The organism is Streptomyces sp. NPDC007875 (assembly GCF_042868035.1).
In the GTDB taxonomy this organism is placed as follows: Bacteria; Actinomycetota; Actinomycetes; order Streptomycetales; family Streptomycetaceae; genus Streptomyces; species Streptomyces antimycoticus.
Window position 1 is genome coordinate 799,015 of record NZ_JBIADZ010000001.1, and the last position, 23,117, is coordinate 822,131.

Here is a 23,117-nt window from a genome sequence, read left to right on the forward strand (position 1 = left end):
TCATGAAGCTAACACCGCAACAACCCTCAAATGCTCATCGATCTAGCTTTTTCCGAAGGTGACAAAAAGCACCCACTCCAAGGGAACTGACGGCTTACGGGCACCAAGGGTTGCCAGGAACGCGTAATGTGCTATCACTTTGCTAGAACGCAAGACGCACCCGCACCACCGAACGGAAACGGGGATCCACCCATGTCCGACGCCACCTCCACCGAGGGCATCACCGACCAGGCCGACATACCGGCCCTTCCGGAGCCGCAGGTCCGGGAGCGGCCCGCGCACAACGTCAGCGGCGGGCTGGCCCTGCTCGGGGGCCTGGCCGGACTCGCGGGCGGCGTCGGCCTGATCTTCACGGGGGCCGCCGTCGCCTCCGACCACAAGGGCGCCGGGTCCACTCTGCTGATCGTCTCCGGCATCGTGGTGATCATCGCCGCGATCCTCACCATGTGCGGCCTCAACACCATCGCCCCCGGTGAGGCCCGGGTGGTCCAGCTCTTCGGGCGCTACCGCGGCACCATCCGCACCGACGGGCTGCGCTGGGTGAACCCGCTCACCAGCCGCGAGAAGATCTCCACCCGGGTGCGCAACCACGAGACCGCGATCCTCAAGGTCAACGACGCCTACGGCAACCCGATCGAGCTCGCCGCGGTCGTCGTCTGGCGGGTCGAGGACACCGCCCAGGCGATGTTCGAGGTGGACGACTTCCTGGAGTTCGTCTCCACCCAGACCGAGGCCGCGGTGCGGCACATCGCCATCGAGTACCCGTACGACGCCCATGACGAGGACGCCCTCTCGCTGCGCGGCAATGCCGAGGAGATCACCGAGAAGCTCGCCATCGAACTGCACGCCCGGGTCGAGGCGGCCGGGGTCCGCATCATCGAATCGCGCTTCACCCACCTCGCCTACGCCCCGGAGATCGCCTCCGCGATGCTCCAGCGCCAGCAGGCGGGCGCGGTGGTGGCGGCCCGCCGGCAGATCGTGGACGGCGCGGTCGGCATGGTCGAGGCGGCGCTGGCCCGGATCACCGAGGAGGGGATCGTGGCACTGGACGAGGAGCGCAAGGCCGCGATGGTCAGCAATCTGATGGTGGTGCTCTGCGGGGACCGCTCCCCGCAGCCCGTTCTGAACACGGGCACGCTGTACCAGTGACGGACGAGAATGGGCCGAAGGGTCGGCAGCCGCGGCAGCGCAAGCAGATGCTGCTGCGGCTCGATCCGGCCATCCATGACGCCCTCGCGCGCTGGGCCAACGACGAGCTGCGCAGCGCCAACGCACAGATCGAGTTCCTGCTGCGCAAGGCGCTCGCGGACGCGGGCCGGCTACCCGGCGCGGTGCGCCCGATCCCGCGCCGGGGCCGACCGCCGCGGCGGCCCGCCGAGGGCGCCGAGGGCGGGGGACCCCCCGATGCCCCCGAGGGCCCCGGCCGCGCACCAAATCAGCCCTGACCCCGCTCACACCTCCCTGACCTGCGATAACACACTTCCCAGCGCAGCTATACACTGCAGGTATACGCATGATGTAGAGTGCTGGGCATGTCAATTGGCCACACCCTGCTCGGACTCCTCGAAGGCGGCCCGCGCCACGGCTACGACCTCAAGAGAGCCTTCGACGAACGATTCGGACACGACCGCCCGCTGCACTACGGGCAGGTCTACTCGACCATGTCCCGGCTGCTGAAGAACGGCCTGGTGGAGGTCGACGGCATCGAGCACGGCGGTGGCCCGGAGCGCAAGCGCTACGCCATCACCGACGCGGGCATCACCGATGTGGAGCACTGGCTCACCGAGCCCGAGAAGCCCGAGCCCTATCTCCAGTCGGTCCTCTACACCAAGGTCGTCATCGCCCTGCTCACCGGGCGCGACGCGGCCGACCTCCTCGACGTCCAACGCGCCGAACATCTGCGGCTGATGCGCGAACTGACCCAGCGCAAGCGCGAAGGCGACCTCAGCGACCAACTCATCTGCGACCACGCCCTCTTCCATCTCGAGGCCGATCTGCGCTGGCTGGAACTCACCGCCGCCCGCCTCGGCCAACTCGCCAAGGCGGTGCGTTCATGACCCCGGCAGGCTCCTTGCTGATCGCCACGTCCCTGAACAAGACGTACGGTCACACCCCCGCCCTGGACGGTGCGGACTTCTCCATCCACCCCGGCGAGGTCGTCGCCGTCATGGGCCCCTCCGGCTCGGGCAAGTCGACGCTGCTCCACTGCCTGGCCGGGATCGTGCGGCCGGACTCCGGCTCCGTCCACTACAACGGGCGCGAGCTGACCGCCATGTCGGACTCCGAGCGCAGCGGTCTGCGCCGCGGCGAGTTCGGCTTCGTCTTCCAGTTCGGCCAGCTCGTCCCCGAGTTGACCTGTGTGGAGAACGTCGCGCTGCCGCTGCGGCTGAACGGCACCAAGCGCAAGGAGGCCGAGGCCCGCGCCGAGTCCTGGATGGAGCGGCTGGAGGTCGCGGACGTGGCCCACAAGCGGCCCGGCGAGGTCTCCGGCGGCCAGGGGCAGCGGGTCGCCGTCGCCCGGTCGCTGGTCACCGCGCCGCGGGTGCTGTTCGCCGACGAGCCGACCGGCGCGCTGGACTCGCTCAACGGCGAGCGGGTCATGGAGCTGCTGACCGAGGCCGCCCGCGAGTCCCGTACCGCCGTGGTACTGGTCACCCACGAGGCCCGGGTCGCCGCCTACTCCGACCGCGAGGTCGTGGTCCGCGACGGCAAGGCCCGGGACATGGCAGGGGTCCGATGAGCGGCCAGGACGCCCCGGCGCAGGAGCCCCGCCCCCGCGCCTCCGTCGCCCGCTGGGCCGCCGACCTCGCCATGGGCGCCCGGTTCGCGGTCACCGGCGGCCGGGAGAGCTGGGCCAGGACGATCATGACCGCGGTGGGCGTCGGTCTGGGAGTGGTGCTGCTGCTAGTGGCCTCCTCCGCCCCCACCGCGTACGACCTGCGCGGTGAGCGGTCCGACCGGCGCGCCGCGCTCGGCTTCGAGGAGGACCCCAAGCCCGGCCCCGACACCATCCGCCTCGGCCAGGCGAACACCACCTACCGCGACCAGGACATCGAGGGCCTGGTGATGGCGCCCGACGGCGACAGTCCGCCCAAGCCCCCGGGCATCAGCCATCTCCCGGACCCCGGCCAGATGTGGGTCTCGCCCGCGCTGAAGAAGCTGCTCGACTCCGACGAGGGCAAGCTGCTGCGCGACCGCTTCCCCTACCGCACCATCGGCACCATCTCCCACGACGGACTCTCCGGCCCGAACGACCTGCGCTACTACGCGGGGATCACCCACAAAGCGTTCGACCAGGCGGGCGGCGACTATCGCATCGACCGTTGGGGCACCAAGAACGCCGGCAAGCCCCAGCCCCTCAACCCCGCACTGCTGCTGCTGATCATCGTGGGCTGCGTGGTGCTGCTGCTGCCGGTCCTCATCTTCATCGCCACCGCCGCCCGTTTCGGCGGTGAGCGGCGTGACCGGCGGCTGGCCGCGCTGCGGCTGGTCGGCGCCGACATCCATATGACCCGGCGGATCGCCGCGGGTGAGTCGCTCTTCGGCTCCCTCCTCGGGCTGGCCGTGGGCACCGGACTGTTCCTGCTGGTGCGCCAGTTCATCGAAGGGGTCGTGGTCTGGGACATCAGCTTCTTCGCCTCCGACATCGTGCCGTCCACCCCGCTCGCCCTGACGATCGCGGTGGCCGTGCCCGCCTCGGCCGTCATGGTCACGCTGCTCGCCCTGCGCGGTATCGCCATCGAGCCGCTGGGCGTCGTACGGAACGCCAGGCCCAAGCGCCGCCGTCTGTGGTGGCGGCTGCTGCTGCCGTTCCTGGGCATGGCCCTGCTGCTGCCGCTCGCGGGAGGCTTCCAGACGGGCAGCGGGGGCGGTGACGTCAAGGCGTACCAGGCCGCGGCCGGCGCCGTGCTGCTGCTCGTCGGCGTCACCGCGCTGCTGCCCTGGATCGTCGAGGCCGTGGTGGAACGGTTCGGCGGCAGGGGCTCGGTGCCCTGGCAGCTCGCCACCCGCCGGCTCCAGCTCAGCAGCGGCACCGCTTCGCGCGCGGTCAGCGGTATCACGGTCGCCGTCGCCGGGGCCCTCGCGCTCCAGATGCTCTTCGCCAGCGTGGAGGCTCAGGACAGCCAGTCGACCGGTCAGGACCCGACCCGCGCCCAGCTGATGGCGACCGTCCCGGTGTCCACCGGTTCCGAGGCCCGCGACGCCTTCGAGCGGTACCGCGCGACCAAGGGCGTACGCGAGATGCTCGGTGTCACCGAGGGCTACGTCTCCGCTCTGCGCCACAGCAAGCAGGACTCGTCGTCGGTCCCGGAAGAGGCCCTCACCGTCGCCGACTGCCCCTCGCTGCGCGAGGTGGCCCGCATCACCAGCTGCAAGAACGGCGATGTCTTCCTCGTCGACGCGCCGCCCGAGTACTACGAGGCCGGGGACAAGTTCGTCAAGCCGGGCGCCCAGGTCAATCTCGCCTTCGACGACGAGAGCATGCCGGACGTGCGTCACAAGAAGCTGTGGACGATTCCCCACTCGGCCAAGATGGTGAAGTCCCGGCCGGACCCGATCGGCAGTGAGCGCACCGGTATCTTCGCCACCCCCGGCGCCTTCGACGTCGCCAAGCTGGCGAAACCACACGCGGTGGCCATGATGCGGATGGATCCGAAGGTGCCGGACGCGACCGAGTACGTGCGCAACACCAGCGCGGTGTTCTCCCCGACGATCGACGTCATGCGGCTCAGCAGCACCTCGCAGTCGGATGAGTTCACGGTCATCCGCAAGGCCCTGTTCATCGGCGCCACCGCGACCCTGCTGCTCATCGGGGCCAGCATGATCGTGACCACCCTGGAGCAGCTGCGCGAGCGCAAGCGGCTGCTGTCCGTCCTGGTCGCCTTCGGCACCCGGCGCACCACGCTGAGCTGGTCGGTGCTGTGGCAGACCGCGGTCCCGGTGGTGCTGGGCCTGGCGCTGTCGATCGCGGGCGGGCTGGCACTGGGCGTGCTGCTGCTGAAGATGGTCGGCCAGCCGCTGGCCGTGGACTGGGCCGGGCTCGGCACCATGACCGGTATCGGCGGCGGTGTGATCCTGCTGGTGACCCTGGTCAGCCTGCCGCCGCTGTGGCGGATGATGCGGCCGGAGGGTCTGCGGACCGAGTAGGCACCCCTACCGCCCGACCTCACCGGGGGCCGTTCCCCGCCACAGGAACGGCCCCCGCTGGCATGTTCAGGCGGACCGGCCCTGGTGGCGGGTTCAGGCGGACCGGCCCCGTCGGCATGTTCAGGCGGACCGGCCTGCGACCCGTACCGGCAGTGGCCGCAGCGCCTCCCGCAACGCCTCCGCGAGCGCCTCGAACTCCTCCGTGCGCGCCGCGCCCGCCCGCATGGCCAGGGCTATCCGGCGGGCGGGCGCCGGATCGGCGAAGTCGCCGGTGGCCAGGTGGTCGTTGCGGGCGGTCTCCACCCGCAGCGCGGTGCGCGGCAGCAGCGTCACCCCGAGACCGCCCGCGACCAGCTGCACCAGGGTGGAGAGCCCGGCGGCGCTGGTGGTCACCGGGGTGCCCTCGGTGCGGCCCGCCTCACGGCAGATGTCCAGGGCCTGGTCGCGCAGGCAGTGGCCCTCGTCGAGCAGCAGCAGATCCAGCTCCTTGAGCGCCTCGCGGGGGATGTCATCGCGTCCGCCCAGCCAGTGGTCCCGCGGCGTGACCAGGACGAAGTCCTCGTCGAACAGCGGCATTTCGACCACTCCGGGGGCGCCGAGCGGCACCGCGAGCAGCAGCAGATCGAGGCGGCCATGGGCCAGCCCGTCCAGCAGCGAGGCGGTCTGCTCCTCGTACACCTGGAGATCGAGCCGGGGATAGCGCTCATGCACCAGCCGCAGCACGGTCGGCAGCAGATACGGCGCCACGGTCGGGATCACCCCGAGCCGCAGCACTCCGGTGAAAGGCGCCCGCGCCGCCTCGGCCTCCTCCAGCAGCTCCCCGACCGCCTCCAACACGGTGCGTGCCCGGGCGGCCAGCCGCTCCCCCGCCGGACTGAGCAGCACCTTGCGCGTCGTACGCTCGAGGAGCTGGACACCGAGTGTCTCCTCGAGCGCGGCGACGGCGCCCGAGAGCGCGGGCTGGCTCATCCCTATGGCGGCCGCGGCATCGCGGAAGTGCAGCTGCTCCGCGACCGCGACAAAGGCTCTGAGCTGGGAAATGCTGGGCTGCCGTGGTTTGCCCGGCGGTGTGGCTGATGCGGCCACTGATAGCCACCTCCAATCAACCCCACCGAGTGTAGCTATTTCACTGATCAATGCACCCTGTGCCAAGGTAGGAACCGTCCAACCCCAGGAAAACCCGGATGACCGGGCCTTTCCTACGCAAAACCTGCAAGGAGTGTGCGTGCTCACCGTCGGTGACAAGTTCCCCGAGTACGACCTGACCGCCTGCGTGTCGCTGGAGAGCGGCAAGGAGTTCGAGCAGATCAACCACAAGACCTACGAGGGCAAGTGGAAGATCGTCTTCGCGTGGCCGAAGGACTTCACCTTCGTATGCCCGACGGAGATCGCCGCCTTCGGCAAGCTGAACGACGAGTTCGCCGACCGTGACGCCCAGATCCTGGGCTTCTCCGGCGACTCCGAGTTCGTCCACCACGCCTGGCGCAAGGACCACCCGGACCTGCGCGACCTGCCGTTCCCGATGCTGGCCGACTCCAAGCACGAGCTGATGCGCGACCTGGGCATCGAGGGCGAGGACGGCTTCGCACAGCGCGCCGTGTTCATCGTGGACCAGAACAACGAGATCCAGTTCACCATGGTGACGGCCGGTTCCGTGGGCCGTAACCCCAAGGAGGTCCTGCGGGTGCTGGATGCCCTGCAGACCGACGAGCTGTGCCCCTGCAACTGGAGCAAGGGTGAGGACACCCTGGACCCGGTGGCCCTCCTCTCCGGTGAGTGAGCTGATTCCCCATGGCACTCGATGAGCTGAAGTCCGCGCTTCCGGACTACGCCAAGGACCTCAAGCTGAACCTCGGTTCGGTGATCGGCAACTCCGAGCTTCCACAGCAGCAGCTGTGGGGCACCGTGCTGGCCTGCGCGATCGCCTCGCGCTCGGCACGGGTGCTGACCGAGCTGGAGCCGGAGGCCAAGGCCAACCTCTCGCCGGAGGCGTACACCGCCGCCAAGTCGGCGGCCGCCATCATGGCGATGAACAACGTCTACTACCGGACCCGGCACCTGCTGTCCGACCCGGAGTACAACAACCTGCGCGCCGGACTGCGGATGAACGTCATCGGCAACCCGGGTGTGGAGAAGGTCGACTTCGAGCTGTGGTCGCTGGCCGTGTCCGCGATCAACGGCTGCGGAATGTGCCTCGACTCGCATGAGCAGGTGCTCCGCAAGGCGGGCGTGGACCGCGAGACGATCCAGGAAGCCTTCAAGATCGCCTCCGTGCTGCAGGCGGTCGGCGCCACCCTGGACGCCGAGGGCGTCCTGGCCGCGAACGGCTGACCTCGGTCACGAGACCGCTCGGTCGCGGAGACCAGAACGGTCGCGGAGACCAGAAGGGCGCCCCACCGATCGGTGGGGCGCCCTTCGGCGTTCAACGGCCGCGGGCCGGTTCCGGATCTACCGGGGCTCGGTGCCCTTCTCCGGCGGGGCACCTGGCGGGTCGGTGGGCGCCGTGCCGGAGGCGGTGGCGCCGTGTGGGCCCGGGACGGCGCGCAGCGCGTTCTCCTGGCTGTAGCTGCGCAAGTAGACGACCACCGTATTGGCGACCGCCACCAGCGGAACGGCCACCACCGCGCCGCCGATGCCGCCGATCAGCGAACCGGCCGCGACCGAGAGCACCACGGCCAGCGGATGGACCCGCACCGCGCGGCCGAGGATGAAGGGCTGCAGCACATGGCCCTCGATCTGCTGCACGGCGAGCACCACGATCAGCACCATCGCCCCGGTGAACACGCCCTGGGTGACCAGTGCCACGACCACCGCGAGCGCGCCGGAGACCACCGCACCCACCAGCGGGATGAAGGCGAAGAGGAAGATGAAGACGGCGAGCGGTACCGCCATCGGCACATCGAGGAAGAACAGACCCACGCCGATGAAGATCGCGTCGATCAGCGCCACGAGCACCGTACCCCGCACATAGGCGGTCAGCGTCGCCCAGGCCCGCGGCCCGGCGCCCGCCACGCCCTCGCGGGCCGGGGCGGGGACCAGCTTGAGGGTCCAGTTCCAGATCTTCGGGCCGTCGTACAGCAGGAAGAGCGTGGAGAACATCGTCAGCAGAATGCCGGTCAACACCTCGACGACGACCGTGACGCCTTCCAGCCCCGCCGAGGTGATCTGCTCGGTGTTGGCGCCGACCGCCTCGCGCAGACTCTTGGCCACATGGTTGATCTGCTTCTCGGTCACATGGAACGGGCTGTGCAGCAGCCAGCGCCGCAGATCGTCGATACCGGCCTGGACCTCGCCCGAGACCTCGTCGATGTTCTCCATGACCTGCCAGACCACGAACCATACGACCAGGCCCATGACGACGAAGCCTGCGATGAAGGTGAGCGCGGTGGCCAGCCCGCGCTGCACACCGCGCCGGCGCAGCCGGGTCACGGTGGGTTCCAGCAGCGCGGTGATGAGGAGCGCGACGGTGAAGGAGAGCACCACCAGCTGGACGGAGCTGATGACCCTCATGAGCACCCACACCGTGCCGCCGAGCACCAGCAGCCGCCAGGCGGCCTCGGCGGCGACGCGGACGCCCCAGGGCACGGCGTCCACCGGATCGGGTCTGGCGGAGACGGCGGGGGCGTAGGAGGGCGGGGCGGGCACGCTGGACGGCTCCGGCCGGGGGGCCTCGCCCTGCGCGCCCTTCCCCGCGGCGCCCGCGGAACTCTGGGAACTCTCCGGACTTCCCGGGCCGGTGGAACTCTCGGGGCTCGCGGAACTCTCCCGGCCCTCAGCCCCCTTGGCGCTCTCGGCGCCGCCCCGTGCGGCTCCGGCGCCCTGGTCCTGGCCCGCTCCGGTGCCGGGCGCACCGCCGGACGGCCGTGCCCCCCGCGGGCGCTCCTCGGATGGTTCGGGCCCCGATGGGGGCCTCGGGCCGGCGTCGCCGTCGCCCTCGCGCCCCCGCATCTCGGCCTGTTGGGATTCCAGCCGGTGGGCGAGCCGGGTCAGTCCGGTTCCCAGCCTGCCGACCCACTGCGGCAATTTGGACATTTCTCGTTTCCTACCCCCAGGTTCCCCCTCGGCCGTCAAGGAGACGTTACCTGCTGGGGATGCACGAAACCCCCGACCCATGGGGCCGGGGGTTTCGTGAAGTGTGCGAGCGTGCGCCGCTGCCGGGCTGACCCGGTCCGACCGGCTCAGTAGTGGCCGTTGGCCTGCCAGAACGCCCAGGCGTCACACGGGCTGCCGTAGCGCTCGTTCATGTAGTTCACGCCCCACTTGATCTGGGTCGCCGGGTTGGTCTGCCAGTCGGAACCCGCCGAGGACATCTTGGAGGCGGGCAGCGCCTGTACCAGACCGTAGGCACCAGACGAGGGGTTGGTGGCCTGGTAGTTCCAGGTGGACTCGTGGTCCACGATGTTGCTGAAGCACTGGAACTGGCCACTCGGAACGATCTGCCGGGCCATCGACTGGACCTCGGAGATCGTGTACGAAGCCTGCTGGGGGAAGTCGCCGGCGTCACGCGTGGCCGAACGGCTCGCGACGTCGTCCTTCTTCTCCTTCGCCTCGCGCTCCTTGGCCAGCTTCTCGGCGGCTGCCTTGTCCGCGGCGGCCTTCTTGGCCTTCGCGTCCTTGGCCGCCTGCTTGCGGGCTGCCTCCTCGGCGGACTTGCGCGCCTCCGCGTCGGCCGCGGTGGACTGAACGTCCGCCTGCTGCGTCAGGGATGCGGTCTGGGCAACGGCCTGCTGCCCGGCGGGTATGTCCGCAAGGAGCGTCGAGTCGGCGGCTGTCGCCTCGATCGGGTCGGACGAGCCCTGCTGCTGTCCGCCCGCGGCGACGCCGACAACGGCGCCCACAGTGGTGACCGCGGTGGCCGAGGCCACTGCGAATCCCCGGACCGAAATCCGGCTCACTCGGTTTCCTTCCAGCTCGCCCGCTTAGGTGACCTCGCGGGCGCAATCGTGCCCCTGACGCTGACCTCCCCTTGTTCCGTCCCCGGTAGTACACGGTGGGGTCGGCTGGTCACGGGAGGCACGGGCCCGGTGGGGATCCCCCGCGGGAGATCCTCGAGGTGCTCGGGCGGCATACGGCGAACTCTCTTCAATTCTGGTGCTGCTGTGGTTCTGTACCGCTGGGGGTACCGGTGTGCCGTATGCGGGGCCTGACAGAACCCACACACTGCCGGACGCGGAGCCCTCGAGGCAATTCCCCGCCAGGTGTGAAAGCTCACATCCCGTTTACGCCCTAGGATTTCTGGAAATCCCCGCGCGCCAAGACGCCGCGCGGCTAAGCTCATTGGCCTTTCCGCGCGGCGCCCTGTGGCCGCAAACGACTCAAGCAGCTCAGATGTGGCCGTCCTCCAGCATTTCGGTCACCAGCGCCGCGATGGGCGAACGCTCGGAGCGGGTCAGGGTGACATGCGCGAACAGCGGATGCCCCTTCAGTTTCTCGACGACCGCCACCACACCGTCATACCGCCCGACGCGGAGGTTGTCCCGCTGCGCCACGTCGTGGGTGAGCACCACCCGCGAGTTGGCGCCGATCCGGGACAGCACGGTGAGCAGCACATTCCGCTCGAGGGACTGGGCCTCGTCGACGATGACGAAGGCGTCATGGAGCGAGCGGCCGCGGATATGCGTCAGCGGCATCACCTCCAGCATCCCGCGCCCCACGACCTCCTCGATCACCTCGGCGCTGGTCACCGCGGACAGCGTGTCGAAGACCGCCTGGGCCCAAGGGCTCATCTTCTCGGCCTCGGTGCCGGGCAGATAGCCCAACTCCTGGCCACCCACCGCGTACAGCGGGCGGAAGATCATCACCTTGCGGTGCTGACGCCGCTCCAGCACGGCCTCCAGGCCCGCGCACAGCGCCAGCGCCGACTTGCCCGTACCGGCCCGGCCGCCCATCGAGATGATGCCGACCTCCGGGTCGAGCAGCAGGTCCAGCGCGATGCGCTGCTCCGCGCTGCGCCCGTGGATCCCGAACGCCTCCCGGTCACCACGCACCAGCCGCACCTGGCCGTCCGGGGTGACCCGGCCGAGCGCGTTGCCACGCTCGGACTGCAGCACCAGACCGGTGTGCACGGGCAGTCCGGCCGCCTCGGGGACATACGCGGTCTCGGCGGCGAACAGGTCGTCCACCTGCTCGGCCGAGACGGCGAGCTCCGCCATCCCGGTCCAGCCGGAGTCGGTGATCGCCAGCTCCGCGCGGTACTCCTCGGCGAGCAGCCCCACCGAGGACGCCTTGATGCGCAGTGGCAGGTCCTTCGATACGACGGTGACGTCGTACCCCTCGGCCTGCAGGTTTCTGGCGACCGCGAGGATCCGCGCGTCGTTGTCCGGTATACGGCCGTGATTCAGGAAGGCCGCGGGCAGGACACCCGGGTCGGAATGGTTGAGCTCGACACGCAGGGTCCCGCCCAGATCGCCGATCGGGATCGGTGCGTCCAGGCGGCCGAAACGGATGCGGTACTCGTCCAGCAGGCGGAGTGCCTGCCGTGCGAAGTACCCCAGCTCCGGGTGATGCCGCTTGGCCTCCAGTTCCGTGACCACCACGACCGGCAGCACGACTTCGTGCTCGTCGAAGCGGGCCATGGCATTGGGGTCGGCCAGCAGGACGCTGGTGTCGAGGACATAGGTGCGCCGGTCGTGCTCGCGGCGTTTCTTGCTGGTCACCACGGGTGGACGTACCCCCTCGGGAGAGGTTGGGGTGCGACGGCGTCGCGGGAGTGAGGTATCCCCGCCGTAGACGGGGAACGGACCGGGCTCAGGCCCTACTGGGAGGGCCGAGCGCCGGCCCTCCGCGTCATACGCACGATCCGCACAGTCGTCCGTGTGCAAAGGGCCTCCCGGACGAACGGCCCATGCCGTCCGCTGGCAGTTCGACACCCAACTGGACAGGTGGGACAGGGCATCGACCTGGAAGGGATATTCCCTCGAACGTGCGGGGGCATGCAACGGCATATGACGGCGCGGATATGAACGTTGTGAAACCAGCGTGCTACACGGCCCGGGGCCGGACGCCGGGCGGCGTCCGGCCCCGGGCCGGTGAACTGCGGTGCTACAGACCGGAACTAGTTGCCGTACCTGCGATGACGGGCGGCGTAGTCGCGCAGTGCGCGGAGGAAGTCGACCTTGCGGAAAGCGGGCCAGAAAACTTCACAGAAGTAGTACTCCGAATGGGCGCTCTGCCACAGCATGAAGCCGGAGAGCCGCTGCTCACCGCTGGTGCGGATCACCAGGTCGGGATCGGGCTGCCCACGGGTGTACAGGTGTTCGGAGATGAGGTCGATGTCGACGACCTCGGCGAGCTCCTCGAAGGAGGTGCCCTTGGTGGCGTGGTCCAGCAGCAGCGACCGCACCGCGTCGGCGATCTCCTGCCGTCCGCCGTAGCCGACAGCCACGTTGACCAGTATTCCGTCGATGTGCTCGGTGTCCCGCTCGGCCTCCTTGAGGACCGTCTGGGTCCGGGAGGGCAGCAGATCGCGGTTGCCGACGTGGTGCACCCGCCAGCGGCCGTCGGTGGCCAGATCGCGCACCGCGCCCTCGATGATGCTCAGGAGCGGGCCCAGCTCATCCTCGGGGCGGTCCAGGTTGTCGGTGGAGAGCAGCCAGAGCGTCACGACCTCGACGTCCGTCTCGCTGCACCAGCCGAGCAGCTCCTGGATCTTGCTGGCGCCCGCCTTGTGCCCCTGCTCGGCGGTGCCGCCGGCCGCGCGGGCCCAGCGGCGGTTGCCGTCGAGGATGACGCCGATGTGCTTGGGCACCTGGGCGTGATCGAGGCGGCCTTCCACCCGGCGTGCGTAGAGCCCGTACACCAGGTTGCGCAACTTCACGTCTTCCAGCCCCTCAGTGCCTCGCCATGGCGGTCCGCCCCAAGGCCGACACCCTACTGCGGGGCGGAGGGGCTGGCTAACCGGGACGGCCGAATGACCGCGCTGCGTCACGCTTCGTAGCCGACCGTGCGGGATACGTGCCGCCCCTGGGGCCCCGGATGCCCGAAATAGAGCGGGCCGGTCCGTGGGGGGGGAGTACGGACCGGCCCGAGGGGGGGTTTCCACCATAACGCTTCGTGAGGGGATGTCCATGCATCGGCGGGGCCGACAATTCGCGAGCCGGTGTCATCCGGCCCCGAGCGCCCCCAGTACCAGCCCCGCGCCCGCCCCGAGGATCATGAAAGGGCCGAACGCCATCGCGGTCCGGCGCCCGGCCCGCCGGGTCAGCACCAGGGCCAGGGCGCAGCAGGAGCCCAGCAGCAGTCCGGCGAAGGCACCCACGAAGAGCACGTCCCAGCCGTACCAGCCCAGGGCGATCCCCAGCGTCAGCGCCAGCTTGACGTCGCCGAACCCCATCCCGCTCGGGCTGATCAGGAACAGCACCAGATACGCCCCGCCCAGCACCGCGCCGCCCAGCACCGCGCGCGGCCACGACCCGGCGCTGTGCGGCAGCAGCGCCGCCGCGCCGAGCAGCACCGCGGCCCCGCCCGCCATGGGCAGCGTGAGGACGTCCGGCAGCCGGTTGACCGCCAGGTCCACGCCGGTGAGCAGCACCCCCAGCGGCACCAGCAGCAGCCACACCGCCAGCTCCGGGCGGGCGCCGACGGCCGCGGCCAGACCCGCGCACACCAGCGCGGTGAGCGCCGCGGGCATCGGGCCCGCCCCGTAGTCGCGCTCCCCGCCCCGGCAGCCGGCGCAGCGGGCGGGGCCCAGCCAGCCGCGCGCGGGGCCGGTGAGCGCGTGCCCGCGCGGACAGGCGCCGCGCCAGGGCTCCTCCGGATCGACGGCCAGCCGGTAGAGCGGACGCGGTACGAGCAGCCCGGCGGCCGCGCCGTACGCGGCGGCGAGCACGATCAGCAGCGGTTGCACGGGCCGAGCCTACGGAAGCGCCCGGCCGGTGGAACACTGCGCGGGAGGGGCGGAAGGGCGCGGGAAGGGCCGAAGGGGGGCCGGGTTGTGGGCCACTGGCGGGACGGTACGGGGACGCTGCACGTGGTCGGCGGCGCGGACGGAGCGGACGGCGCAGAGGAGGACCGGGAGGGCGCGGAGGGCAGCGCGGGGCGCGCGGAGGGCTTGAGCGCGGGACGCGCGGCGGGCATTCCGCTCACCATCGCCGCCTCCTACCGCGCCCGCGCCCGTGGTCTGCTCGGCCGGGACGGCCTGACCGGGGCGCTTCTCCTCACCCCGGCGAGCGGGGTGCACACCTTCCGGATGCGGTTCGCCATCGACGTCGCCTATCTGGACCGGCGGCTCACCGTCGTGGACGTCCACACCCTGCGCCCCGGCCGGCTCGGGCGCCCCCGGCTGCGCTCCCGCCATGTCCTGGAGGCGGAGGCGGGCGCGTTGGAGCGCTGGGGCGTGCGGCGAGGCGTGCGCGTCGTGATCGCCCCCGACCCTTCAGCGCCGCTCTCTCCTTCTGTACGCTGACTTCTCGGTGTCATGGTTGGGACACCCTCGATCGCGGTCGAGATTCATCGAGGTAGCGGTCGGGATCATCGAGGTAGAGGTAGTAGGGGTAGGGGTGGCACGGTGACGACCACGGGCAAGATTCTGCGTTTCGACGAGTTCCGCGGCTACGGCTTCATCGCTCCGGACGACGGTGGCGAGGACGTCTTCATGCACGCCAACGACCTGCTGGACGAGAAGCACCTGTTCCAGCCGGGGTCCAAGGTGCGGTTCGTTCCCGAGTACGGCGACAAGGGGCCCAAGGCGTCGGAGGTCCGCGTCCTCGAGCGCGCCGCCGCGCCGGTCGTACGGCCCTCCGGGCCGGACGGCGACGACACCATGTGCGATGTGCTGTCGGTCGCCGAGCTCCGGCAGGAGCTCACCGAGGCGCTGGTCGAGATGGGCGGCAGCCTGACCGCCGACCAGATCAAGCAGGTGCGCAGGCGGGTCATCGAGCTCGCCCAGGCGCACAACTGGATCGAATCCTGATAGCGGATCCTGAATCCTGGTATCGGAGCCTGACGTCGGGTCGCATCGCGTCCTGACAGCGGACTGAGGGCCGCCGCCGCGACAGGCGTCGCGACGGCGGCCCCTCGCGTTCCGTGCGATCCTCGCGTTCCGGCGGTCCTCGCGTTCCGGTGCTCCTCAGCTTCCGGTGACCTTCAGCATCATCCACATCGCCGCCGTCGCGGCCACCACGGTCGCCGGTGCGGTCAGCACGCCCAGACGGGTGAACACCCCCAGGTCGGAGCCGGTATCCGGTTCGTGGTGGTGCACTATGCGCCGCCACAGCAGGGTGGCCAGGGAGCCGACATAGGTGAGGTTGGGGCCCAGGTTGACGCCGATCAGCACGGCGAGCACAGGCCCGGTCCCGCCCGCGGAGGCGATCGGCAGCAGCGCCAGCACGGCGGGCAGGTTGTTGATGAGGTTGGCCAGCACCGCCGCGACCGCCGCGATCCCGAGCAGCGCGGGCAGGCTCGTCCCGGTGGGCAGCACCTGGGTCAGCGTGTCCTGGAGACCACCCGCCAGCACGGCCTGGACCACCACCCCGAGCGCGAGCACGAACAGGCAGAACAGCGGTCCGGCCGCGCCGATGGCCCCCCTTACGGTCGTCTCGCGGCGCCGCAGCGCCCTTACGGTGAGCACGAGGGCGCCCGCCCAGGCCGCCCACTGGGGGTCGAGGCCTGCCAGTGAGGTCCCGACGAACCCGGCGAGGGTCAGCAGCAGCACGGTCAGCGCGAAGACCGGCACCCGGGGCCAGTCGGCGGGCGGGGGCTCGGAGGTCCCGGCGGCCAGGTCGGCGGCGAAGAAGCGGCGGAAGACCAGGTACTCGATGCCGATGGTCAGCAGCCAGGCGGGCCCCATCAGCACGGCGAAACGGGTGAAGGAGACCCCGCTGGCCTGCAGGGCGAGCAGATTGGTGAGGTTGGAGACCGGAAGGAGCAGGGACGCCGAGTTCGACAGATGGGCGCAGGCGTACACATGCGGCCGGGACCGCGCCCCGAGTTTGCCCGCCGTGGCGAACACCACGGGCGTGAGCAGCACGACGGTGGCGTCCAGGCTCAGTACGGCGGTGACGACGGCCGCGACCGCGAACACCCCGCCCAGGAGCCGGTCGGTACGCCCCGCGCAGGCCCGTGCCACGGCCTGTCCCGCCGCCTCGAAGAGCCCTTCGTCCGCGCACATCCGGGCCAGCAGCAGTACGGCGGCCAGAAAGCCCACGACGGGCAGCAGCTCCTGGGTCTCCGCCCAGGCCCGGGCGGGCGAGACCGCCCCGATGGCCACGACGATCCCGGCGGCGGGCACGGCCGCGACCGCTTCCGGCAGCCCCCGGGGGCGCACCACCGCGAAGGCCAGTACGCCGAGCAGCAGGACGACGGAAAGGGACTCGGCGACGGCGGTACTCAGAACGGACTCCGGCGGATGGTGTGATCGGCACACCCATGATGCGGCATCGCGCCGCCGGGGCCGCTCAGCCGGTCCTGGGGGGCCGGGAGCCGCGACCGCTGAGCCCGCCCGTCCTGGAGGGCCGGGAACCGGGCCGCTCAGGCGGTCCTGGGGAAGCTGACCTCCACCCGGCGGTTGCGCTTGCGGCCCTCCTCGCTCGCGTTGTCCGCGATCGGGTACTGCTCGCCGTAGCCCCGGATCTCGTAGTTGACCGAGGGGTCGAGGTCCTCGGCGAGCGCCTGCTGCACCGCGTTGGCCCGCTGCTTCGAGAGCACGATGCCATGGCCCGCGGAGCCCAGGTCGTCGGTGAATCCGAAGACCCGGACGCTCTTCGCGTTCTGCCGCTCGGCCTCGGAGGCGATCTCCTTGATCCGGGCCTTCGCCTCGCCGCCCAGCTTGGCGCTGTCCTTGCCGAAGAGCACCTCGGCCTGGAGGGCGAACTTCACCTTGGCGTTGGTGTCCTCCCGCCGCTCGTCGCCGTCGTCCGTCTCGACCACGGACTTGATGTCCAGGACCCGGCCGGGCGCCAGCTTGGCGCCCTCCGGCATCCGCAGATCGGAGTCCTTGGCGTCGATCTTCAGGGGCGGGGTGGTGTCGGCGGGCGCGCCGGGGCCGCTGTCCGCGTGGGCGGGCGGCGCCGGGGCGGTGAGGGTGACCAGGAGCGCGGTGGAGGCCAGCGCGGCGAGCACGGGGCCGCGGCGCGCGGGACGGCGGGCCGTCGTCTGCGGTGTCATGGCCCGGCTCATCCGGAGAGGGTGATGCCGACGGACGGCATGGTCGGGATCTGGAAGTCGACCTCTGTGACGCTCTTCGGCGGGGCCGGGAACTGGGCGAACAGCGGACGGCTCTCATTGGGCTTGATCCCGGAGAGGCCCGTGGTGCACAGGCACTGGCCGTCGGTGTCCCGGAGGACGAGATAGCGCTTCTTGCCCTTCTCGTCGACCAGGGACGCGCCGGAGACGGACGACAGGGACTTCACCTCGGTCTCCTTCGAGCGCCAGTCGATCGCGTTGAAGAGCCGGCTGCCGTGATTGGTGACGGTGGCGTTCACGGTGACGAACCCGCCGTCGTCGCGCTCCGCGGAGTGCAGGGTGACGACGATCCCGCCGGGTCCCTTCATCTCGCCGATGGTCTTGGAGGAGTCCGCCGCGGGCTCCTGATCCCCGCCGTCGTCCTTGGGCGCGGTCGACGTCCGGTCCGCGCCGTCGCCGGGCTTCTTGTCGCCGTCGCCGTCGCCGCTGCCGCACCCGGCCACGGCGAGGGCCAGGGCCGCGGCGAGCGCCGTCGCGGCGGCCCCCCTCCGGGCCTTCGTCGTGTGCCGAATGCTCATCGCTCGCTGTCCTTTGCTCTTCGTTCGCTCGTCAGTCGGCCGTCAGTCGGCAAGGTGCACGGAGAAGAGGTCCTTGGCGTCGGGGAAGAGGTCGAGACGCGTCGGGTCGATGGTCAGGTCGAGTCCGTCGCAGCGGAGGTCGATGGGCGGCTTGTCGTCCTTGCCGTCGTCCTTGCCGTCGTCCTTACCGCCGTCCCCGTCGCCCTTACCGCCGTCCCCGCCCTCGTCGTCCTTACCGCCGCCGCCCTGGCCGTCGTCGTCGGGCCCCTTGGTCGGCGGGGTGGGCGGCTCGGCCGTGCAGCGGGGGGTGACGACCGCCTTGGCCGTCGCCGTCGCGTGCTTGGTCTCCGTGCCGGGGATGACGGTCTTGCCCACGGGCTTCTGCGTCCTGACGGTGACGGTGAAGGACGTGGGGAGATAGCCCGGGACGCACCGCGGACCCGTGAGGTCCGCACCGTTCTGCTGGGCGAACCACTGTGCCCGCTCGCAGGCATCACCCGTGCCGATCCCCCGCCCGTTCAGCAGGTCGTCCCAGACACTGCCGTTCGCGATCGCCTCCAGGAACCCCTTGCGCAGCTGGTCGCGGTAGTCCTGGGCGGCCGCGAGGGCCGCCGCGTCGGCGGCGGTCTGTCCGCCGTTGCGGGTGGCTCCGGCCTGGCCGACGGCGAAGAGGGCGAGCGCGAGGAAGAGCAGGCCCGCCACCGCGGTGATGTAGATCGGAAATGCCTGCCCCGCGTCGCTCCTGAGATCTCGGCGCGCTGTCACGGGACCGGTCAGATGCCGACGACCTGTGAGATCTTGTCGGAGATGGCGTTCGCGATCATGCTGCCGAAGTCCGTGGTCGACAGAACCAGCACGATGGCCACCACCACGGCGATGATGCCCAGATATTCGATCGAGGTCTGTCCCCGATCGTTCCGCATGACGCGCTTCCCCATTGTGTTCCCCTCCATGGGCTGCCGTCCCAGTGTGGTCCGGCGACTCAACCCCCGTGGTGTCGCTCGCGACACGAGCAAAGTACGCCGAAACAGCCGTCTCGGAACAGTGCCCCAGGAAGCATTGCCTTCCCCGTTCACCACGTTCGAACCGTGGACGTGACGACCGGCCCCGGTCGTGCATCCGTCTCACCCCCTCCCGCCACCGAGGAGTTCTCCGTCGACGACTGTCCCACATTCAATTGCAACCGCGAAGGAGCTTCACCTAAAAGAGACCGTCAGTCCCCGGTCACCGAGCCGAAGTCGGTACCCGAGCCGATGAAGAACCCCGCGACGAGCAGGACCATGGTTCCGGGCACCATGAAGGTCGTGATGACCATGGTCGCCTTCGGCACCGCGCGCGCCGCGCGCCGCCGCGCGTTCTGGGCGTCCGTACGGCGCATGTCGTTCGCAATGGCGATCAGCGTCTCGACAATCGGAGCGCCCAGCTCCTCCCCCTGCTGGAGTGCGGTGACGAACTGCGCGACCTGTTCGGAATCATTACGTTTACGTAGCTCCTCGAACGCATGGCGGCGACTGACGCCCATGTCCATTTGCCGAAGCGTGATGCGAAGTTCATCCGCCCAGGGACCCTCGTACTTCTCCGCGACCCGGTCCAGGGCCTGACGGAAGCTCAATCCGGCGCTCACCACGACGGCCAGAACGTCCAGAAAGTCCGGCAGCGTCCGCTCGATCGCGTCCTTGCGCTCCCGCACCGCCGCCCAGATGCCCACCTCGATCCAGAACAGCCCGAACGCCACCAGCACCAGGGCCAGCAGGACTTGACTCTTAATCAGCATCACCAGCGCCCCGCCGAAGCCGAGCGCCCCGTAGACCGCCCGCCGGGCCGCGTAGCGGTCCACCGTCAGACCGCCCGGATTGCCCGCCAGATCGATCCGGCGGCGGACCCTGGCCACCCGCTTCTCGCCCATCAGCCGCAGCACCAGCGGGGCGTAGCGGATGCCCAGCCGATCGACTGCCGAACCGACCGCGGTCGTCCGGCTGGAGCCGACCTCCAGGGCCACCGCCAGGTCGCTGGGCAGCTTGGCCTCGCTGCGGTACAGCGCGATGCCGTAGGCGATGCCCGCCACCGCGAGACCGGCCGCCAGCGCAAGCAGCAGTGCCATCTCCCTGAGTCCCCTTTACCTGTTTACCTGGATTCGCTCGTACGTCGGTCTCGGACGGTCTCGAACGGTGTCAGACGTCGATCTTGGACATGCGGCGGATGAGGAAGAAGCCGATCCCGTACAGGCAGAAGGCCACGACCACCGCGGCCTGCCCCCAGAAGGACGAGGTCATCCGGTCCAGCGAGCCCGCCGAGATCCGGTTCATCAGCAGCAGTGTCCCGATCCCCAGCAGCGGTACGACATAGGCGGTGACGGTCACCTGCGAGAGCTGGGTGCGCACCTCCCGCCGGGTCTCCTTGCGCTCCTCCAGCGTCTGGGTGAGGTTGCGCAGCGAGCTGACCACGGTCCCGCCCGCGCGGTTGGACAGCACCAGCGTGGTGACCAGCACCACCAGCTCCCGGGAGGGCAGCCGCTCGGCCAGCTCCTCCAGCGCGTCGTCGATCGAGTGGCCGACGGCCAGCTTGGCCGCGACCTTGGCCAGCTCCTCGCCCGCCGGTGCCTCCATCTCGTCCGCCGCCATGCCGAGCGCGGTGCGCAGCGCCAGCCCGGCCTGGGTGGCGTTGGCCAGGATCCGTGACAGCTCGGGCAGTTGGTTGATGAAGCGCTCTATCCGCTTCTGCCGCTGCCAGCTGAGGAACGCGAAGGCCCCCCAGACGGCGACCACCGCCGCTATCGGGCCGAAGAACGCCGCGAGGAAGGACGCCGCGATCAGCCAGAGCCCGGCCGCCGCCCCCGCCGTGTAGACGACGAACTCGCCCGGGGTGATCTCCAGGCCCGTCGCCGCCAGCCGCAGCTCCAGCTTCCGGCCGAGCGAGGTGGTGCGCAGCCGCCGGTCGACCCCGGCGAAGCGGCGCGCCCGGCCGGTGCCCGGCAGCGGGCCGGTCTCCGAGAGCCGGTCGATCAGCGCGCGCTGCTGCTCCTTGCCGCGCACGTAGGTGTGCACGCCCACGACGCCCAGCGCGCCGCACACCAGCGTCGCGCCGAGGGCGGCCGTCGCGAGATGGTCCATGGGCCCTGCTACCTCCGGTCCCTGGGGTCGAACGGGGGTGGGTCGAACGAGGATCGGTCGTGCGGAGGCCGGCCGAACGGGGGCCGGTCATGCGGCGGCCGGTCGTACGGCGGCCGGTCATGTGGCGGCCGGTCGTACGGCGGTCCGTCGTACGGGTCGTATCCGGCCGCGCGGGTGGCCAGTTGCGCCGGGAAGGCGGCCACGCCGAAGGCCGGCGGCACCGATTCGCTCGCCAGCCGCAGCCGCTCCGCGACCCGCTCCGGCAGCGGGAAGTAGCCGAACCGGCCGTGCACCACCCGGTCCGCGCCCATGGGCTGGGCGTCGAAGCGGCAGACGGTGGCGATGCGGTACGCCTCGTGGCCGTGGCTGTCGAGCAGCGCGATCTCGCTGATCCGCCGGGATCCGTCGGCGTTGCGGACGAGCTGCACGATGCAGTCCACGGCGCTGTTGATCTGGTCCCGCAGCGCCTCGTAGGGAATCGCCACCTCCGACATGGAGGCGAGCGTCTGCAGCCGCATCAGCGCGTCCTCGGCGCTGTTGGCGTGGACGGTGGCCAGCGAGCCGTCGTGGCCGGTGGACATGGCCTGGAGCATGTCGAGGGTCTCACCGCCGCGCACCTCGCCGACGATGATGCGATCGGGGCGCATCCGCAGCGAGTTGCGGACCAGGTCGCGGATGGTGATACGGCCCTTGCCCTCGACGTTGGGCGGCCGGGATTCCAGCCGGATGACATGGGTCTGCTGCAGCTGCAGCTCGGCGGCGTCCTCGACGGTGATGATGCGCTCCCCGTCGGGGATCAGCCCGGAGAGCGCGTTGAGCAGCGTGGTCTTGCCGGAGCCGGTGGGGCCGGAGACCACCACGTTGAACTTGGCCCGTACCAGCGCCGCGAGCAGCATCAGCATCTGCTCGTCCAGTGTGCCCATGCCGATCAGCTCATGGAGGGTGTAGGCGCGGGGGAAGCGGCGGATGGTGAGCGTGGCGCCGGTGAGGGCGAGCGGCGGGATGATCACGTTGACGCGCTCACCGGACGGGAGCCGGGCGTCGACCATCGGATTCGACTCGTCCACCCGGCGGTTGACCGTGGAGACGATGCGCTCGATGGTCTGCATCAGCTGCTCTTCGGAGGCGAAGCGGACGGGGACCTGCTCGACCCGGCCGGAGCGCTCCACGAAGATCTGGTCCGGGCCGTTGACCATGATCTCGGTGATGGAGGCGTCTTCGAGGAGGGGTTCGAGCACCCCGAGGCCGAGCGCCTCGTCCACCACCCGGCGGATCAGCTGGGAGCGCTCGGTGGTCGAGAGCACCGGGCCCTCGCGGCTGATGATGTGGCCGAGCACGCGCTCCAGCCGGGAGCGGCGCTCGGCGGTGGAGAGCGAGGACATCTCCGCGAGGTCGATCTCCTCGAGCAGCTTGGCGCGGTAGGCGGAGACGAGGTGGCCGTCCTGGCGTCCGCCGCCGCCCTCGCCGGGCCCTTCGGGCGCGGTGATACGGGCCCGCAGGCTCATCGCTCGCCTCCCATCGCCGCCGCCTCCGGACTGTCCGTGCCGCCGTCGCCGTCGTCGCAGGGCATCGTGGCGCTCTTCTCGGCGCTGCCGAAGTCGAAGCCGGGGATGACGGAGGGGATCTCCACGGTCGCGGTGGCCCGCGCCTTCCCGCCGCCGCAGCCGCCGCTGCTGATACCGGTGCCGTCGGCCAGCCACCCGCTTATCGCCGCCTCCCCGGCGGCCTGCGGGCTGGTCCGCGGCTCGTCCAGCGACGCCGTGCGCGCCGCCGCCCGCGCGGCGGTCCCGGCCTGCTGCGCGGCGTACGCGGCGATGCCGAGCTGCACGGCGGCGAGTGCGACGAGGATGAGGATCGGCAGAAAGCCCAGGAACTCGATGGACGCCGACCCGGCGTCGGCCCGCCACCGGCGCGACGCACCGGGGCGTCGGCCCGCCCGGCCGAGGATCCCGCCGGGCCGGTGCCGAGCCCTCGCCCGCTCGCCCAACGGCGCGCCCGTCCCTGGGCGGTCGGCCGTGCGGCGACGCGCACGCGAAGACCCGGCGGCCAGGTGGCTCGCCGCCGCCCCGGCGGCCCCCCGAAATGCGCGCGGCACGGCCGCGACCCAACGGCCCCACCGCTCGGGCGCCTCCGCCGCACTGCGGAGTCCCGCCGATGACGA

Annotated in this window: 24 protein-coding genes; 9 read left to right on the forward strand and 15 right to left on the reverse strand. The window is 70.7% G+C overall.

What is annotated here, in order from left to right:
• Positions 1 to 192: 192 nt before the first annotated feature.
• From ACFYOY_RS03460 to ACFYOY_RS03480, 5 genes are all read left to right on the forward strand, one after another.
• Positions 193 to 1,149, forward strand: a complete 957-nt coding sequence (locus ACFYOY_RS03460) for an SPFH domain-containing protein (RefSeq protein ID WP_351887152.1) — start codon at positions 193 to 195, stop codon at positions 1,147 to 1,149.
• Positions 1,146 to 1,445 carry a hypothetical protein gene (locus ACFYOY_RS03465; protein ID WP_388584494.1) on the forward strand — a complete coding sequence of 100 codons (300 nt, stop codon included), beginning with the start codon at positions 1,146 to 1,148 and terminating at the stop codon, positions 1,443 to 1,445. Before ACFYOY_RS03460 ends, ACFYOY_RS03465 begins: the two co-directional genes overlap by 4 nt.
• Before the next feature lie 87 nt (positions 1,446 to 1,532).
• On the forward strand, positions 1,533 to 2,057 hold the full coding sequence (locus ACFYOY_RS03470) for a PadR family transcriptional regulator (RefSeq protein WP_014054635.1): 525 nt from the start codon (positions 1,533 to 1,535) through the stop codon (positions 2,055 to 2,057).
• Positions 2,054 to 2,740, forward strand: coding sequence for an ABC transporter ATP-binding protein (locus tag ACFYOY_RS03475; protein ID WP_351887149.1), 687 nt, complete (start codon positions 2,054 to 2,056; stop codon positions 2,738 to 2,740). The genes ACFYOY_RS03470 and ACFYOY_RS03475 overlap by 4 nt, the downstream gene beginning before the upstream one ends.
• The gene (locus ACFYOY_RS03480) at positions 2,737 to 5,148 is read left to right on the forward strand and encodes an FtsX-like permease family protein (protein ID WP_388584499.1); all 2,412 of its coding nucleotides are present in this window, start codon (positions 2,737 to 2,739) and stop codon (positions 5,146 to 5,148) included. The genes ACFYOY_RS03475 and ACFYOY_RS03480 overlap by 4 nt, the downstream gene beginning before the upstream one ends.
• Before the next feature lie 120 nt (positions 5,149 to 5,268).
• Here ACFYOY_RS03480 and ACFYOY_RS03485 read toward each other — a convergent pair whose 3' ends face one another.
• Positions 5,269 to 6,234 carry a hydrogen peroxide-inducible genes activator gene (locus ACFYOY_RS03485; RefSeq protein WP_351887143.1) on the reverse strand — a complete coding sequence of 322 codons (966 nt, stop codon included), beginning with the start codon at positions 6,232 to 6,234 and terminating at the stop codon, positions 5,269 to 5,271.
• A gap of 139 nt (positions 6,235 to 6,373) precedes the next feature.
• Here ACFYOY_RS03485 and ACFYOY_RS03490 point away from each other — a divergent pair, with 139 nt between their 5' ends.
• Together ACFYOY_RS03490 and ACFYOY_RS03495 are read left to right on the forward strand one after the other, a co-directional pair.
• On the forward strand, positions 6,374 to 6,928 hold the full coding sequence (locus tag ACFYOY_RS03490; RefSeq protein ID WP_093464336.1) for a peroxiredoxin: 555 nt from the start codon (positions 6,374 to 6,376) through the stop codon (positions 6,926 to 6,928).
• A gap of 11 nt (positions 6,929 to 6,939) precedes the next feature.
• Entirely contained in the window at positions 6,940 to 7,479 is a 540-nt protein-coding gene (locus ACFYOY_RS03495; RefSeq protein ID WP_014054603.1) for an alkyl hydroperoxide reductase, read from the forward strand.
• Positions 7,480 to 7,596: 117 nt separating this feature from the next.
• On the opposite strand, the gene ACFYOY_RS03500 is transcribed toward ACFYOY_RS03495, so the two are convergent.
• The 5 genes from ACFYOY_RS03500 to ACFYOY_RS03520 all read right to left on the reverse strand — a co-directional run bounded on the left by ACFYOY_RS03500 (position 7,597) and on the right by ACFYOY_RS03520 (position 13,993).
• Positions 7,597 to 9,180 carry an AI-2E family transporter gene (locus ACFYOY_RS03500; protein ID WP_388584503.1) on the reverse strand — a complete coding sequence of 528 codons (1,584 nt, stop codon included), beginning with the start codon at positions 9,178 to 9,180 and terminating at the stop codon, positions 7,597 to 7,599.
• 146 nt (positions 9,181 to 9,326) lie between these two features.
• Positions 9,327 to 10,043, reverse strand: coding sequence for a transglycosylase SLT domain-containing protein (locus tag ACFYOY_RS03505; protein ID WP_351887136.1), 717 nt, complete (start codon positions 10,041 to 10,043; stop codon positions 9,327 to 9,329).
• 429 nt (positions 10,044 to 10,472) lie between these two features.
• A complete protein-coding gene (locus tag ACFYOY_RS03510) occupies positions 10,473 to 11,807 on the reverse strand; it encodes a PhoH family protein (RefSeq protein WP_351887134.1) in 1,335 nt (444 codons plus the stop codon).
• A gap of 395 nt (positions 11,808 to 12,202) precedes the next feature.
• Positions 12,203 to 12,964: an isoprenyl transferase gene (locus ACFYOY_RS03515; RefSeq protein ID WP_351887132.1), complete on the reverse strand. Its 762-nt coding sequence runs from the start codon at positions 12,962 to 12,964 to the stop codon at positions 12,203 to 12,205.
• A gap of 285 nt (positions 12,965 to 13,249) precedes the next feature.
• Positions 13,250 to 13,993 (reverse strand): A24 family peptidase, encoded by a 744-nt coding sequence (locus ACFYOY_RS03520; RefSeq protein WP_351887129.1) that lies wholly within the window; start codon positions 13,991 to 13,993, stop codon positions 13,250 to 13,252.
• Positions 13,994 to 14,080: 87 nt separating this feature from the next.
• Between ACFYOY_RS03520 and ACFYOY_RS03525 the strand changes: the two genes are divergently transcribed.
• Complete coding sequence (locus ACFYOY_RS03525; RefSeq protein WP_388584508.1) at positions 14,081 to 14,551, forward strand: DUF192 domain-containing protein; 471 nt, start codon at positions 14,081 to 14,083, stop codon at positions 14,549 to 14,551.
• Positions 14,552 to 14,653: 102 nt separating this feature from the next.
• Complete coding sequence (locus ACFYOY_RS03530) at positions 14,654 to 15,058, forward strand: cold shock domain-containing protein (protein ID WP_078643271.1); 405 nt, start codon at positions 14,654 to 14,656, stop codon at positions 15,056 to 15,058.
• Positions 15,059 to 15,214: 156 nt separating this feature from the next.
• Here the strand turns inward: ACFYOY_RS03530 and ACFYOY_RS03535 are convergent, their stop codons facing one another.
• The 9 genes from ACFYOY_RS03535 to ACFYOY_RS03575 all read right to left on the reverse strand — a co-directional run bounded on the left by ACFYOY_RS03535 (position 15,215) and on the right by ACFYOY_RS03575 (position 22,943).
• Complete coding sequence (locus tag ACFYOY_RS03535) at positions 15,215 to 16,477, reverse strand: SLC13 family permease (RefSeq protein WP_351887298.1); 1,263 nt, start codon at positions 16,475 to 16,477, stop codon at positions 15,215 to 15,217.
• A gap of 137 nt (positions 16,478 to 16,614) precedes the next feature.
• Positions 16,615 to 17,250 carry an OmpA family protein gene (locus tag ACFYOY_RS03540; RefSeq protein WP_137970161.1) on the reverse strand — a complete coding sequence of 212 codons (636 nt, stop codon included), beginning with the start codon at positions 17,248 to 17,250 and terminating at the stop codon, positions 16,615 to 16,617.
• Positions 17,251 to 17,258: 8 nt separating this feature from the next.
• Positions 17,259 to 17,846 carry a hypothetical protein gene (locus ACFYOY_RS03545; RefSeq protein WP_388584512.1) on the reverse strand — a complete coding sequence of 196 codons (588 nt, stop codon included), beginning with the start codon at positions 17,844 to 17,846 and terminating at the stop codon, positions 17,259 to 17,261.
• A 42-nt stretch (positions 17,847 to 17,888) separates the two neighbouring features.
• Entirely contained in the window at positions 17,889 to 18,611 is a 723-nt protein-coding gene (locus ACFYOY_RS03550) for a pilus assembly protein TadG-related protein (protein WP_388584515.1), read from the reverse strand.
• Between the two features lie 8 nt (positions 18,612 to 18,619).
• A complete protein-coding gene (locus ACFYOY_RS03555) occupies positions 18,620 to 18,769 on the reverse strand; it encodes a hypothetical protein (protein WP_162496074.1) in 150 nt (49 codons plus the stop codon).
• A gap of 290 nt (positions 18,770 to 19,059) precedes the next feature.
• Positions 19,060 to 19,947 carry a DUF5936 domain-containing protein gene (locus ACFYOY_RS03560; RefSeq protein ID WP_351887116.1) on the reverse strand — a complete coding sequence of 296 codons (888 nt, stop codon included), beginning with the start codon at positions 19,945 to 19,947 and terminating at the stop codon, positions 19,060 to 19,062.
• Positions 19,948 to 20,017: 70 nt separating this feature from the next.
• Positions 20,018 to 20,956 carry a type II secretion system F family protein gene (locus tag ACFYOY_RS03565; RefSeq protein ID WP_351887113.1) on the reverse strand — a complete coding sequence of 313 codons (939 nt, stop codon included), beginning with the start codon at positions 20,954 to 20,956 and terminating at the stop codon, positions 20,018 to 20,020.
• An 8-nt stretch (positions 20,957 to 20,964) separates the two neighbouring features.
• Positions 20,965 to 22,461 carry an ATPase, T2SS/T4P/T4SS family gene (locus ACFYOY_RS03570; protein WP_388584519.1) on the reverse strand — a complete coding sequence of 499 codons (1,497 nt, stop codon included), beginning with the start codon at positions 22,459 to 22,461 and terminating at the stop codon, positions 20,965 to 20,967.
• Positions 22,458 to 22,943 (reverse strand): TadE/TadG family type IV pilus assembly protein, encoded by a 486-nt coding sequence (locus tag ACFYOY_RS03575; protein WP_388584522.1) that lies wholly within the window; start codon positions 22,941 to 22,943, stop codon positions 22,458 to 22,460. Before ACFYOY_RS03575 ends, ACFYOY_RS03570 begins: the two co-directional genes overlap by 4 nt.
• Between the last annotated feature and the right edge of the window lie 174 nt (positions 22,944 to 23,117).